Annotated in this window: 17 protein-coding genes; 15 read left to right on the forward strand and 2 right to left on the reverse strand. The window is 33.0% G+C overall.

Features of this window, described 5'->3' with window-relative positions; translation table 11 throughout:
• Window positions 1-5 precede the first annotated feature (5 nt).
• From ctaD to JM172_RS15155, 5 genes are all read left to right on the forward strand, one after another.
• The gene (gene ctaD / locus JM172_RS15135; RefSeq protein ID WP_214483208.1) at window positions 6-1,874 is read left to right on the forward strand and encodes a cytochrome c oxidase subunit I; all 1,869 of its coding nucleotides are present in this window, start codon (window positions 6-8) and stop codon (window positions 1,872-1,874) included.
• Window positions 1,874-2,494, forward strand: a complete 621-nt coding sequence (locus JM172_RS15140) for a cytochrome (ubi)quinol oxidase subunit III (protein ID WP_214483209.1) — start codon at window positions 1,874-1,876, stop codon at window positions 2,492-2,494. Before ctaD ends, JM172_RS15140 begins: the two co-directional genes overlap by 1 nt.
• A 4-nt stretch (window positions 2,495-2,498) precedes the next feature.
• Window positions 2,499-2,831 carry a cytochrome c oxidase subunit IVB gene (gene ctaF / locus JM172_RS15145; protein WP_214483210.1) on the forward strand — a complete coding sequence of 111 codons (333 nt, stop codon included), beginning with the start codon at window positions 2,499-2,501 and terminating at the stop codon, window positions 2,829-2,831.
• A gap of 81 nt (window positions 2,832-2,912) precedes the next feature.
• Complete coding sequence (gene ctaG, locus JM172_RS15150) at window positions 2,913-3,815, forward strand: cytochrome c oxidase assembly factor CtaG (RefSeq protein ID WP_214483211.1); 903 nt, start codon at window positions 2,913-2,915, stop codon at window positions 3,813-3,815.
• Window positions 3,816-3,973: 158 nt separating this feature from the next.
• Window positions 3,974-4,441: a DUF420 domain-containing protein gene (locus JM172_RS15155; protein WP_214483212.1), complete on the forward strand. Its 468-nt coding sequence runs from the start codon at window positions 3,974-3,976 to the stop codon at window positions 4,439-4,441.
• 223 nt (window positions 4,442-4,664) lie between these two features.
• On the opposite strand, the gene ytvI is transcribed toward JM172_RS15155, so the two are convergent.
• Window positions 4,665-5,723, reverse strand: a complete 1,059-nt coding sequence (ytvI, locus tag JM172_RS15160; protein ID WP_214483213.1) for a sporulation integral membrane protein YtvI — start codon at window positions 5,721-5,723, stop codon at window positions 4,665-4,667.
• A 292-nt stretch (window positions 5,724-6,015) separates the two neighbouring features.
• On the opposite strand from ytvI, the gene JM172_RS15165 reads away from it, so the two are divergent.
• The gene (locus JM172_RS15165) at window positions 6,016-6,369 is read left to right on the forward strand and encodes an Asp23/Gls24 family envelope stress response protein (RefSeq protein WP_214483214.1); all 354 of its coding nucleotides are present in this window, start codon (window positions 6,016-6,018) and stop codon (window positions 6,367-6,369) included.
• Between the two features lie 48 nt (window positions 6,370-6,417).
• On the opposite strand, the gene JM172_RS15170 is transcribed toward JM172_RS15165, so the two are convergent.
• Window positions 6,418-6,771 (reverse strand): YugN family protein, encoded by a 354-nt coding sequence (locus JM172_RS15170; protein WP_214483215.1) that lies wholly within the window; start codon window positions 6,769-6,771, stop codon window positions 6,418-6,420.
• Window positions 6,772-7,241: 470 nt separating this feature from the next.
• On the opposite strand from JM172_RS15170, the gene JM172_RS15175 reads away from it, so the two are divergent.
• From JM172_RS15175 to JM172_RS15215, 9 genes are all read left to right on the forward strand, one after another.
• Window positions 7,242-7,829, forward strand: coding sequence for a CAP domain-containing protein (locus tag JM172_RS15175; protein WP_250886691.1), 588 nt, complete (start codon window positions 7,242-7,244; stop codon window positions 7,827-7,829).
• 67 nt (window positions 7,830-7,896) lie between these two features.
• Window positions 7,897-8,325, forward strand: coding sequence for a CBS domain-containing protein (locus JM172_RS15180; protein ID WP_214483216.1), 429 nt, complete (start codon window positions 7,897-7,899; stop codon window positions 8,323-8,325).
• 592 nt (window positions 8,326-8,917) lie between these two features.
• Window positions 8,918-9,967: a CAP domain-containing protein gene (locus JM172_RS15185; RefSeq protein ID WP_250886692.1), complete on the forward strand. Its 1,050-nt coding sequence runs from the start codon at window positions 8,918-8,920 to the stop codon at window positions 9,965-9,967.
• 92 nt (window positions 9,968-10,059) lie between these two features.
• Complete coding sequence (gene ylbD, locus JM172_RS15190) at window positions 10,060-10,452, forward strand: YlbD family protein (protein ID WP_214483217.1); 393 nt, start codon at window positions 10,060-10,062, stop codon at window positions 10,450-10,452.
• Window positions 10,453-10,472: 20 nt separating this feature from the next.
• Window positions 10,473-10,709 carry a YlbE-like family protein gene (locus JM172_RS15195; RefSeq protein WP_214483218.1) on the forward strand — a complete coding sequence of 79 codons (237 nt, stop codon included), beginning with the start codon at window positions 10,473-10,475 and terminating at the stop codon, window positions 10,707-10,709.
• An 88-nt stretch (window positions 10,710-10,797) separates the two neighbouring features.
• Window positions 10,798-11,232, forward strand: coding sequence for a hypothetical protein (locus tag JM172_RS15200; protein ID WP_214483219.1), 435 nt, complete (start codon window positions 10,798-10,800; stop codon window positions 11,230-11,232).
• A gap of 1,090 nt (window positions 11,233-12,322) precedes the next feature.
• Window positions 12,323-12,766, forward strand: coding sequence for a YlbF/YmcA family competence regulator (locus JM172_RS15205; RefSeq protein WP_214483220.1), 444 nt, complete (start codon window positions 12,323-12,325; stop codon window positions 12,764-12,766).
• 28 nt (window positions 12,767-12,794) lie between these two features.
• Window positions 12,795-13,070 (forward strand): YlbG family protein, encoded by a 276-nt coding sequence (locus JM172_RS15210; protein ID WP_214483221.1) that lies wholly within the window; start codon window positions 12,795-12,797, stop codon window positions 13,068-13,070.
• A 105-nt stretch (window positions 13,071-13,175) separates the two neighbouring features.
• The gene (locus JM172_RS15215; RefSeq protein ID WP_214483222.1) at window positions 13,176-14,609 is read left to right on the forward strand and encodes a stalk domain-containing protein; all 1,434 of its coding nucleotides are present in this window, start codon (window positions 13,176-13,178) and stop codon (window positions 14,607-14,609) included.
• Window positions 14,610-14,736: the final 127 nt, after the last annotated feature.

The following is a 14,736-nucleotide window of genomic DNA, read 5'->3' on the forward strand; positions in this document are numbered from 1 at the left end:
CATTTGTGAGTACGTTAACTCAAAAAAAGGGGTTTGGTGCTACAGTATGGGATTATTTAACGACGGTTGACCATAAAAAGATAGCCATCCTATACTTAATTGCCGGAGGATTTTTCTTTGTTGTCGGCGGACTAGAAGCACTATTTATCCGCATACAGTTATGGGCCCCGGATCAAGGATTTTTTGTTGGTGAACTATACAACCAAATATTGACGATGCACGGAACTACTATGATATTCTTAGCTGCGATGCCGCTCGTTTTTGCGATGATGAACGCAGTAATGCCAATCCAAATTGGTGCTCGTGACGTAGCATTTCCATTTTTAAATGCACTAGGATTTTGGTTGTTTTTCTTTGGTGGAATCTTTTTAAACCTTAGTTGGTTTTTAGGTGGCGCACCAGATGCGGGTTGGACTTCATATGCTTCACTAGCATTAGAATCCTCCACACATGGAATTGACTTTTATACCATCGGATTACAAATTTCTGGATTTGGTACGTTAATTGGTGGTATTAACTTTCTTGTAACGATTATTACTATGCGTGCTCCTGGAATGACATATATGCGTATGCCGTTGTTTACATGGTCAACATTTGTCACTTCAGCACTTATTTTGTTTGCGTTTCCACCATTAACAGTTGGATTTTTCTTAATGATATTTGATCGTTTGTTCGGTGCAAATTTCTTCGATCCAGCTATGGGTGGTAATACAATTATTTGGGAGCATTTATTCTGGATTTTTGGACACCCAGAAGTGTATATTCTCGTACTGCCGGCATTCGGTATTTTTTCAGAGATTTTTGCAACATTTTCGAAGAAAAGACTATTTGGTTATTCATCAATGGTTTTTGCAACAGTATTAATTGGCTTTTTAGGCTTCATGGTTTGGGCTCACCATATGTTTACAGTTGGTTTAGGACCAATTGCCAATGCAATATTCTCTGTAGCTACGATGGCAATTGCGGTACCAACAGGTATTAAAATCTTTAACTGGTTATTTACAATGTGGGGAGGAAGTATTCGCTTCACTACTCCGATGCTTTATGCAGTAGCATTTATACCATCATTTGTAATGGGTGGAGTAACTGGTATTATGCTTGCTGGTGCTGCGGCCGATTATCAATATCATGATAGTTATTTCGTCGTTGCACATTTCCATTACGTAATTGTCGGTGGTGTAGTTCTTGCATTATTTGGAGGGGCACATTATTGGTGGCCAAAAATGTTTGGTACTATGCTAAATGAGACACTTGGAAAAATAACTTTTTGGCTATTCTTAATTGGTTTCCACTTGACTTTCTTTATTCAACATTTCTTAGGTTTAATGGGTATGCCTCGACGAGTATACACATTTGCAGAAGGCAAAGGATTTGAAACCGGGAATTTAATCAGTAGTATAGGTGCTATCTTCATGGCCGTAGCAACTGTCATTTTATTAGTGAATGTCATTATTACTAGTATTAAAAATGAAAAAGTTGGCAATGACCCTTGGGGTACTGGGCGAACTTTAGAGTGGGCAATAGCTTCACCTCCACCATTCTATAACTTTAAACAAACGCCATTAGTACGTGGATTAGATGCATTTTGGATTGAAAAGATGGAAGGTAAAAAAGAAATGACACCTGCTGAGCCATTAGGTGATATTCATATGCCTAATTCATCTATTTTACCATTCGTTATGTCACTAGGTTTATTTATTTCTGGTATCGGAATCTTATTTATAAATGATTATAGTTGGGGATTATTCGTTGGAATTTTAGGTGGTTTAATTACGTTTGGCGCGATGTTCCTACGCTCTGTAATTGACGATCATGGATTCCACATTCATAAAGAAGAATTAGTTGAAGATGATAATAAGGGGGTAAAGGCATAATGCATGTTGAAGAAAAATTAACAGCCGAAACATTTCCTGCTTCACCGGAAAAAGCTACCCTCGAAGGAAAGAATAAATTTTTAGGATTTTGGTTTTTCTTAGGTGCTGAAACAGTTACATTCTCTACATTGTTCGCTACTTATTTAGCTTTAAAAAATAGTACGAATGGTGGACCTTCGTCAGAAGAATTATTCCAATTACCAATAGCTTTTGTCGCTACTATGCTGTTACTGACAAGTAGTTTAACGAGTGTGTACGCAATGTATCACATGAAGAATTTCGATTTCAAAAAGATGCAACTATGGCTAGGTATTACATTGTTCCTTGGTGCAGCTTTCCTTGGCTTAGAAATTTATGAGTTTATGGAATATGTGCATGAAGGTCATACGTTTACGAGTAGTGCATTTGGTTCTGCTTTCTATTTTCTAGTTGGGACGCATGGAGCTCACGTTGCTTTTGGTTTAGTATGGATATTAACGTTAATGATTCGTAATAGCAAACGTGGTTTAGACTTGTATAATGCACCTAAATTTTATGTTGCGAGCCTTTATTGGCACTTTATTGATGTAGTATGGGTGTTTATTTTTACTGTAGTATACTTAATGGGAGTGGTGGGATAAATTTATGACGACAAATCATTCAAATTCCAGTAACCCGAGAGTCGATATAGCTTATCGGAGGAAAAAAAGTGCTGAAGAGATGAAGCATCATGTCATATCATTTGTTTTAATGATATTTTTAACGATTGCTGCTTTTATAGCTGTTGGCTATGAGTTTTCACGTTGGTTTACAGTTCCGTTCATTATATTACTAGCAGTAATACAAGTTATTTTTCAATTGTATTATTTTATGCACATGAATCATAAAGGTCATGAAGCACCTGCTTTATTTCTATACTCTGGGTTATTAGTTGGATTAATTACTGTTTTAGCTTTCATGACAATTGTTTGGTGGTAAATAAGAAAATCGGCATTTTGCCGATTTTCTTATTGCATTAAAATCTAGAAAAACTTGCGAACAATAAGAGGTGAAGAATATATGGATTTATCGGTATTTGGATTTCGAGCATTGTGGAGCCCCTACTTCTTCATTTGGATTTGTATATTAGTTACATGTTATTTTTTATTAATGGGTCCGTTGCGAAAGAAGTTATCAGCAGATAGCCCAGCTTCCAAAAAGCAAATAAGCTATTTTGTAACAGCAATGGTTTTATTGTATGTTATAAAAGGATCACCAGTTGATCTACTAGGACATCTAATGTTAAGTGTTCATATGGTTCAAATGGCGACATTATATTTAATTATTCCACCATTACTAATTTTGGCATTCCCGAATTGGTTTTACAGATGGTTATTAAATGTTCGATATGTCAAGCCGGTCTTTTCGTTATTCTCGAAACCGCTTATTGCACTTATTTTGTTTAACGGTGCTTTTTCCTTTTACCATATACCAGTTATTTTTGATATAGTGAAAACAAATAGCTTGTTACATGCCGCTGTTACAATTGGGATATTTATTGCTGCAATGTTGATGTGGTGGCCATTAATAAATACACTTGAAGAAAGTCAATCCTTATCTGGAATTAAAAAGATCGGTTACATTTTTGCTGATGGGATATTGTTAACACCTGCCTGTGCACTTATCATATTTGCCCAGGAACCTTTATATATAACTTATAGTGATCCGACCGCTTGGGTAAATGCATTAAAATTATGTGTTCCCGCTGATATGCTATCTTCTATACAGCTAACTGGACCTGAGTTATTTAATACTTTACCATTGCTAGAAGACCAGCAGCTAGGTGGGGTATTAATGAAAATTATCCAAGAAATTGTCTACGGAGCGATTTTAGCTCATATATTCTTCCAGTGGGCTAAAAAAGACCGTGAGCAAGAGGAAAAAGAGCTTGAAAAATATATGACACCTCAAACGATAAAATAGGGGAATACTAAGTGGGTCTTATTCTACACCATTCATGCTGTATGTAGATCAGACCCGTTATTTTTTAATATGAGACTAGTATATCCATTGATTATGTAAAACATTTTTACTAAAATAGTTATGTATTTACATAAAAATTGATACAGAGAGGGAGACATATGGAACAAACGATAAAAATTCTACCTACGATTAGTACAAGCTTTATTGTTCTAAGTGCGATTTTTGTTGCGATTGGTTGGTATCTCATAAAACAGCGAAAGATTGAAGCACATAAAAAAGTTATGATATGGGCTGCTATATTTGCTTTAACATTCTTCATCATTTACGTATCTAGAACAATATTTATAGGTAACACGAGTTTTGGCGGGCCAGAGGATATAAAAATATATTATACATTGTTTTTAATATTCCATATTATTCTTGCTACTACTGGCGGGGTTTTTGGTTTAATTACATTATACCTAGGATTTAATAATCGAATCGCAAAACATAAGAAGATCGGACCAGTTACAAGTATAATATGGTTTTTTACTGCTATTACAGGTGTAGCTGTATATGTCCTTTTATATGTGCTTTATCCAGGTGGAGATACTACATCAGTCATAAGAGCAATTCTAGGTTATTAGAATGGCTTACAGCTGAAAAGTTTTAAAGTATCTTGTTGTCATGATTTGTACTGGCTAGAAGTATTATAGATAATGGTTTAAAGCAGGGGAGACACGCCCTAAATCCTAGTTGGGAAGATTGAGAAATTACAAGCAAATGAGGTAACATTGATCATAAAAAAATGGAGTACCCGTCTATATGACGATGCTCCATTTTTTTATGTCGTTAAATTTAGTATACATCCTATAGTTTAAAATTTAGCTTAATTATGCCTGCTTCGCGAGCTGAATTAAAAGCTATTAAGAGTAGCGGTCCTAAAATGAACCCTAAAATCCCTAGTAGCTTTAAGCCTAAATACATTGCAATGAGTGTTGATAGTGGTGATAATCCAATATGGCTACCCATTACCTTAGGCTCAACAGTACGACGTATAATAAGAAGAGCAATTGCTAAAATAGCTAATTTAGTTCCTAATACAACATCCCCAGCAAACAAATGGAATAGCGCCCACGGTCCTAAAATAACGATTGACCCAATAATTGGAATGAAATCAATCGCCCAAATAATTAGGGCCATCACTAATGCAATATTTGGAGTAATAAATAATAAACCTACAAGTGATACTAAAAATATAATAATGCTTACAAGAAACTGAGCTTTAAAAAAACCAAAAATTACATAGGATAGCCGAGATGACATAAAATTAACTTTATCAGCTGTTTTCTCGGTTAAATGTGCGTTTACTCTACCCCGTAAACGTGGGAGGTCTAATAGAAAAAGAAAAAGTGCAATTAAGTATACGATAAGACTAACTAAAAAGTTCGGAATATTGGTAAAAATATTTTTAACATTATCAATAGTTAATGATGAAGTTACATCTTCCTTAAGGTTAGAAAAAAATGATTCAACTTCAATAGTTACTACGTCTACAAACTCCTGCGGTAAATCCTGTGCAATGTTGTATAAATTCTTTTCAAACTTTTCCCAAGCACGACTAATTTCATTTATATAAGTTGGAGCATTTTCGACGATTTTTATCACTTCAGTTACAACCTTTGTCGTTACAAAGTATCCACTAACTCCAATAAAGACTAAAAATAAAGTAAAAACAAAAAATACAGATAAATTACGTGAAATGTTTGCTTTATTTTGTAATAACTTAATAATCGGTTCTAATAATAGTGCAGTGACAAGCGCTATTATTAATGGAATGGATACTGGCAATATTAAGTATCCGATAATAAATACTGTGATAAGAATCAAGGCAATCACTAAATTACGTCTAACCTGTTTATTTAACAAGACTTAACTCCTTTCTTATTGTCATCTTTTCATTTCTTTATGTGCCTCTCCAAAGCACTGCTGCACATATAAATAAAGTTGAAAAGCTGGATGAGGATCTTAACGACTGCCATCGTTAACAAGGCTCACAAAACCAATTAAATAGGTGTTTATTTCTAAGTGAGATAGAGATAATCAAAATGAAGTCAGACTTTGTTTATATATAAAATTATATTATGAAAAGTATTACTTCAACAACATATTTTGTATACATATACTAAAAGAAAAGGGAATTTGAAAGGAGTAATAACATATGATCACTCAATTTTTGTCAAAAGGCTCCCTTAGCATTACAGAAAATGTGTTTGCAGTGATTACCTCAATTTGTATCAATGATATTGAAGAAATTGATGGTACTGTTTATGATGTAAAAGAACAACTATATCTTTTTTTAAACAATGGTCAAAGACAAAAAGGAATTTTAATCAAAAATGAAAAAAATGACATTATCATTGATATTCATGTATGTGTGAAATATGGTGTAAATATAGCTCAAGTTTGTAAAAAGTTACAAGCATTAGTGGTTACGGAGATTGAAGCATTGACTGGAATTAGACCAACTGCTATTAACGTGCTGGTTGATGAAATTCAAGTTAAAAACGCATGAATTTTTCATGCGTTTTTAACTTGCTAAAGCCTTTTGACAGCGGTTTTATTAAAGCGAATCAATTTTCTTCTTAACATTATTCAATAAGTTTTCACACTGTTCAATTAAGGATTTTGGGAAACTTTCACCTTCACCATATTCAACACCATGAGGATAATAATGCTTTCCTAGTACTGGTGTTAACAGCTTTATCATTGCATGACGACTACCTACGTCACCCTCTACTGCATAGCCTTGCACTCTTAAATAATAAACTTCATTTTTAAACTCAAATTTACGGTCATATGTAACTCGTTCATAATCCCATTGACCTGCTAAAACAAGTCCATTTTCCTTCATAACATCATTTAACCGTGCTAACTCCACTGATTTTTCTTGAATTCCAACTGCTTCAAGTTTCATTATGTATTTCCCTCCATTATCTTTGAAAAAGATAAGTTTACTCTTGTTAATAATAGTATGAAATTGAGCAAGTTGCAATGCGAAGTTATTACATTACGTATTTAACGTGTTTTGAATTAGTGTTATAAAAAAGCACCATCATATCCGTTGTAGCAATTGTTCCTAAATTAGGAGAGTAACATGTAAAGGCTCAACAACCATCGTTTTAATGAAGAAAATATACAACGTACTCTAGTTTGCTGCGTTGTTTATTGCTTTGCGCTAAAAATAACAATTAATGGAAAATAAACCTTTTGATATATGATGATTTTTACTTCTTTATTAGTAGAATAAATTTATTATCAAAATGACAAATTAAACAAAGTACATAAAAAAATTTAGATACAAGAGATTTTTTTACTGTATTGGTAAAACTATTCTAGAAAGGAGGAATGAAAGTGAAGAAAGTATGAATTTCTGTGATTACCTGTATGATCTTGCTCGTGACATCTATGCCTAGAGCTGCTGATGGAAGAACTATGATGTACAAAGTACAACCAGGTGATTCATTGTGGGAAATTGCAGTATTATATAAAGTAAAACTGTCATTATTAATTAAAGAAAACCCACAATTTCCGAATCCAAACATGATATTTCCTGGGCAAGTTGTGTATATACCAACAAACGGTGTTAAGACCAATTTAGAGGATAAAATAATTCAATTAACTAACGCTGAGCGCTCGATAAACGGTTTACAGCCATTAAAAGTAGATCCAACTCTCAGTAGTATCGCTAGAACTAAGTCGGCAGACATGCGAGATAAAAATTACTTTTCTCATATATCCCCAACATATGGTTCGACATTTAATATGTTGAGAGCTTATGGTGTTCATTTTCATACAGGGGCAGAAAATATTGCTGTAGGGCATAGCTCAGCTGAAGAAGTTGTGAAATTTTGGATGAATAATTCAGGACATAGAGCTAATGTTCTCAACCATGATATGACACATATAGGAGTTGGTTATACGACTGGTGGCAGTCACGGACATTATTGGACACAAATTTTAGTACAAAAATAACCAATCATTTGAACGTTCTGTGTTATTAACAATTTTGTAATATCCATATAGAAGGAGTGAACCAACAATGAATTATGTAGGCGATGTGATGTCAACGTCAGTCGAATGCTGTACCCCATTAGATAATGTATATGAAGCTGCAGTTAAGATGAAGGAATATGATGTAGGAGCCATTCCTGTAGTGAATAAAGATGAACTAATTGGTATGATTACAGATAGAGATCTAGTCATTAGAGGATATGCAGAGAAACGATCTGGTTCAAATTCAGTCATTAATGTAATGACTGAACAATTGATCACGTGTAACCCTAAGACTACTGTAGAAGAGGCAGCGAATCTCATGGCGGAACACCAGATTAGGCGTTTACCTGTTGTAGAGCATGGTAATATGGTAGGTATTGTATCTTTAGGAGATTTAGCTATTAATAACATGTCTGATGAAAGTGCGGGACATGCGCTAACTGAGATTTCGGAAACGGATGAACTACACCACTAACAAAGGCACTGTTAATCAGTGTCTTTGTTAATGGCTGTTTTCACATTGATTGTTCGTTTTCGTTTTAAGATATCAGCATATACACATTTAGCGTTGTTCTCAAAAAGTCCATCATACTGTCCATTTTTAGTAAAAATAGCAAAAAGGTTACGGGAATAGCCTGGTTAATAGAATGAATTTTATTCTCTGTTATTTTCACATTAAATGTTTTTTGGTGAAAAGTGTTAAACGTAATTATAATTAACGTTCTTGGCATCTTTTCTTCTCTAAAAAGTACATTAATATATTGTACATTCAGTTACTCAAATGAAAGAGAAATAAAGCAATAAGTTTGTGAAAAGAGTTTTCATAAAACAGTCTTTGCATACTAAGAGGTAAATACGATGATAGCTTGTTCATGTTCATATGTTTCTTAGCTATAGACTGTAACAATCGTAAAAAAACTGCAGTACTGATCTAATTTTGAAATAATACAACATAGTGTAGAAAACTCTCATTTGATTACATCGTCCTATAAAAATTTATTGGTCTATCTAGAAAAAAAATACAATATACTTTACTAGAATTATAGAATCTGAAAGGAGGTAGATCTATGAAAAGAAAAATAGGGTTTGCAATATTTACTAGTTATCTAATTATTGGAATCATAACTTTTATGAATGATTCACCTTCAAATGAAATCAGCAATCAAGAAGAAATCATTCAAGTTAATCAACGGTTGAATAGTAGTGTTGAAGTGGAAAAACGTGAAATTACGTTAAACGGATTAGATTCGTTTATAGGGAAACCTAGTGAAGTTATTGAAAGAGAATTTGGGAAACCAATAAGAGTTGATAAGTCCATTTATGATTACGATTGGTGGATTTATAATCAACATCCATCACAATATATTCAAATTGGCGTTGAAAACAATATAGTGACAACGATATATGCAATTGGAGAGGAATTAAACACAGAACCATTTATCATTGGACAACCTATCGATGAGATCATAAACACATACTCTCTGGAGCAATCAATATCATTCACAGCTAATAACAATAATTATCGATTTGAACTATCAGAACAGGACTTAGAAATTCGTCCATTAGTTAAAGTAAACGATGTTTATATCCAATTATATTTTGATAGATATTCAAATAAATTATCGAGTATTAGATACATGGATGCAAATACGTTAATAAAACAAAGACCATATGAACTAGTATATAGGGGAGATGTATTATCTTCTGAGGAGCTATCGATAGAGGAATTAGCATTAGTTGAACAAGGTGTCGCAAAACAAATATTGGACCTTACAAATATTATTAGAAATCAGCATAATTTACCTGCCGTACAGTGGAATGAAGAAGCGGCCATCGTTGCACATAAACATAGTAAAGAAATGTATGATGAAAATTATTTTTCTCACACTTCTCCATTAAGTGGGGGATTACCAGAACGTTTAAAAGAAGGAAATGTTTATTACTTTTCTGCTGGAGAAAATATAGCTGCAAAGTATATTGATGGGATAGCCGTTATGGTTGGCTGGCTGAATAGCCAAAGTCACAGAGAGACGTTATTAAATGAGAATTTTACAAATTTAGGAGTTGGAGTGTACAAAAAATATTATACACAAAATTTTATTGAATCGTGGGAATAGAGAAAGACCTACGATTAAGGGAAAATGGGCGAACAACGGAATAGGTAAACTGATACATTATATTAGGTACTAGTGTATATGAGGTGAATAAGATGGAAAAACGAGCCCACCCTGATGTTAAGAAGTTTAAAGAATTTGTTAAACAACACCCTAAACTCATCAGTGAAGTACGCCGTGGTGAGAAGACATGGCAGGAATTTTTTGAAGACTGGTATTTATTTGGTGATGATGATGAAATGTGGGATGAATTTAAAGGAAGCAATAGTAATGACAGTAGTGAAGACAATAATGAAGCTAAACCTGAGATTTTAGGAACTTTTTTATCTTCCATAAAGAATATGGACTTAAATCAAGTTGAGCAACATTTAAATACATTTGGAGAGGCGATTACTACCCTTCAAAGTGTTTTACAACAATTTCAGCCAGAGCTAAAGCAACAGCAGGTAACGAATGACCTTACTCCTTTCTCGTTTCGAAAAGATTAAAAAAGTGAGTTGGAAAAATTATGAGACCAACAATTTATGAATATATACAATCGAACAAAGAGCTACAGCATTTTATACGAGCTCAACCGATTTGGTACCGCAAACTTTCGAGGAATCCAGAATCGATTAAAGTTTTTGAAAATGAAGCTAGATCATATTATGGAAAGACTTTTCAACATAGACTTGATACATTTTCTAACTCTTTTCAAATGTTTTCTATGTTAGCTAATTTTTTCCAAGCAGATCAAAGTAGCTAATCTCCGTCTTAGTTTTTTTTTTTGCAAAAAAATGAATGAATTTCTCTAATCATAGCTAACAATAATGTTGTAAAGGAGTGATTACAACATGAAAATGTTCACAATAATATATTTATTGTTAGCCATGTCGATTATTCAAGCATGTGGAAATGAAAAGCCTACTCCAGAAACGAATGTTACAGTAATAAGTGTACGTGATAACAGCTTAGATAAGGTAGCGATTCAGGCCACTACACAACAAATAATGCCTAAGATATCTATCACACACCTTGTGAAAGGACAAGATGTGTACGTTGAGTGTTATGTACCTAATTTTGTTTTCCAAAAGGAAAAAAAGGCAAATAAAAATGGTGAAGGACATATTGAAGTCTTTGTCAATAATAAAAAAGTGGAAACAATTTCTACAGCAGCATTTGTTATTAAAGGTTTACCTAAAGGAACACACAATATAAAAATAGATCTTGTTCATAATGATTCTACTAGCTACCAACAAACAAAGGAATTTCAAGTTACGATAAAATAATTATACAGCTTGTAAAAAATTTTTTTTTAAACTATGTTGTTTTGTAAGTCTTTTCGTAATTAATATATATTTTATGATTTTTTATAATCTTGGGAGAGAAGAAAAGATGTTCCGAACGTTGGCTATATTCGTATTTAGCTCATTTACAAAAAGCAACATTTGATGCGAGAAGAACGATGAGTAAGGCTCTTTTCGCTAAATATTAGCTTATTTTCACTTAAATATGAGTAACTGATATGTATGATATGAATGTTATTGCCTATAGATAAGAAAAGATGCCCCGAACATTGGCTATATTCGTGTTTAGTTCATTTACGAAAAGGAACATTTGATGCGAACGGACGATGAGTAAGGCTCTTTTCTTATACTGTTAGCTTTTTTTCGCTTTAATACGAGTCTCTGATGTGAATGAAATGAATGCTATTGTCTATAGAGAAGAAAAGATGCCCCGAACGATGGTTAAATTCGTGTTTGGCCTCAAGTACGAAAAGTAACATCTGATACGAAAAGAACAATTAGTAGGGCTCTTTTCTTAAACTGTTAGCTTTTTTTCTCTTTAATACGAGTCTCTAATGTGAATGATATGTATGTTATTGTCTATAGAGAAGAAAAGATGCTCCGAATGTTGACTATATTCGTATTTAGCTCATTTACGAAAAGCAACATTTGATGCGAGAAGAACGATGAGTAAGGCTCTTTTCGTAAACTATTAGCTTATTTTCACATAAATATGAGTAACTGATATGTATGATATGAATGTTATTGTCTATAGAGAAGAAAAGATGCCCCGAACATTGGTTAAATTCGTATTTGGCTCAAATACGAAAAGTAACATTTGATGCGAACGAACGATATTAAGGCTCTATTCGCAAACCTTGTTGCTAATTATATAAAATGATCACAGAGAAATTAAACTTCCTTGCATTGTCTTCGGTTAATAACAGATAGGTTGCCACGAAGCTATAGTTATATATGTGTTTATTTCTTAGTACGTGAAAATGTAATTAATTTGAAAACAGCCTCTAAAAAAATAAACGGAAAGATACATGTGTTATGAGAATATGTTATGATAATGAATGGAGGTGTGATCATGCTTGCAACTTTAGAAACAGTCGAAATTATTGATGGAGCTGAAGAATTATCGAAGATGATTCTTGATTCAGAAGTTTTTGAAAACTACAATGATTGTTTAAATAAATTGAAGAAGAACGAGAATGCTCAATCGTTAATTGATAAATTTGTTAATATAAAGGAACAGTACGAAGATGTTCAGCGTTTTGGAAAATATCATCCTGATTTCAAAAAGATCTCTCGAGAAGTAAGAGAGATAAAACGTGAGGTAGATTTAAACGAAATCATTTCTGAGTTTAAAAAAGCTGAAAACTCCATTCAAGTGTTATTGGATGAAATAAGCATTATCATTGGAAAGACCGTCTCTGATTCAATTAAAGTTCCTACAGGTAATCCATTCTTTGATGCTGCTTCAAGCTGTGGAGGTGGTTGTGGTGTAGGTGGGAGCTGCGGTTGTCACTAGATCAATAATCAAGCGGGGGAGTATTGTAATGTTTTCCAAAAGACAAGGGATTATAGTATGGCTTTTTTCATTAAAACAAGCTAAATTATTAAGAAAGTATGGGAATGTACATTATGTATCAAAACGTTTAAAGTATGTAGTCCTGTATTGTGATATGTCTGAAGTAGACCATATGTGCAATAAATTAAATGGTCTTTCATTTGTGAAAAAGGTCGAGGTATCTCATAAGCCATTTTTGAAGATAGAATTTGAAAATTCTAAACCTGATGAAGCTAAAGAATATGACTATAAATTAGGACTATAGCCCCTCCCAACATGGAAGGGGTTATCTATATTTTATTATTAACAAAGTGTGTGATTATGATAAACTAATCATATTCTAGTTGTTTTTACGAGTTAGGAGATAGTTATGAGACGTTCATTGTATGCAATTCTTTTTCTTTTAATAACTTTAAGTTTGACACTCATCATATTGCAATGGTTTTCTTATACTGGAAATACAGAACAAAAAGTAATGGTGGATAATAATACACAGTTAAATGAATCAATTCAGCTTGTGCGGAAAGATAACGCATTGGTTGTAACACAATCGTATAATGGTTTAGTACAACCAACGTATGAATTATCGATTCCATCAGTTATTGAGCAAGAGCAAATTTTTTGTGAAACAGAAAATGGAAAGCAATGCGAGATTATTTATAATGACAATGATATTACCTTAATGAATGGTAATGAGCAACATATCATTTTCACATATCAAATATCAATTGATAGTTCCCTACATTCTTTCTTGATGGAAAATTGGTCAATAAACCTTCACTCTCAACAATTGAAAAATACTCGTTTAGAAATTATTGAAGATCATTCACCTCGAGGGACTTGGGTGACAGGTGCCTCGCTGCAGAAATATATTTCTAAAGAGAATATTGACTTTTATGCATGGGAATATTCCTATATGGATTCACCACCAATTTTTTGGACAAACAAACAATTGGATAGTGAAGAGGTTGAAGAAATTACATATTATGTTAATGAAGGGAATCAAGTTGAAAAAATAAATGCCCCATCGCTAGCAAGTGTGCCATCTTCATCTCCATTAACGATAGTAAATATTCCAGGTGAGGATTTGGTTATTACACCGTCTTTAATCATTCATGATAAAGATGATGTTAATTTTATTGAAGAAGGTTATATAGATAAGGTTTTATTTGAGTCTTTTTCTTATGATGAAAATGATGAATGGATTTTACAAGTCCTGAAATCAATTCTTCTTAACAGAAGTGTTGGTGATGAATTTTCTAATAGACTTTCTGAAGAAATGTTCACTCAGCTATCTGGACAAGCTCTTGATGAATTTATTGAAATAATATTTACTTATGAAAATAAGAAGCTTTCATCCGAACTATTAGATAGGTCGTTATCAGCTATTGATTTAGGTAAAACAACATTCTTTTCAGCAAACACTAATCAAAGGAATCAGACTTCTTCCCTCTATTTTGTTGATGAAAGAAACTTCTTCATTAATAGTAAAGAAATTGTTAATCGACCAGTTATTTTCAGAAATGGTCAGCTCTTGTTCCCATTAGAGGATGTATTACGTCATGCTGGGTATAAGGTTTCATTTTTTTCAGATCAAGAAACCATTTATATTGAAAAAGGGCAAGATATTTGGAGATTTTACTTAAATAAAAACTATTTTATATATAATGAAGAAGAATGGGGATTATTATCTAAACCAATGGAACAGATTGATCATTCTGTTTACATTTATGAAACGTGGCTAACTGATTTATTCGCAGTATTGGTTGAAAAGGATGAACAAACAATTGATCTTACATATTAATAACAAAGCAAGTGAGCATAGTGGTCAATAATTGGCTGTTTTCATGTTGAAATATATACACGTAAACAACTTAATTTCGTGGCATCTGTTCTTCTATTGAACGATGAATGTTGAGTAAAACGACATT

Origin of the sequence: Bacillus sp. SM2101 (assembly GCF_018588585.1) — a bacterium.
GTDB lineage: Bacteria > Bacillota > Bacilli > Bacillales > SM2101 > Nanhaiella > Nanhaiella sioensis.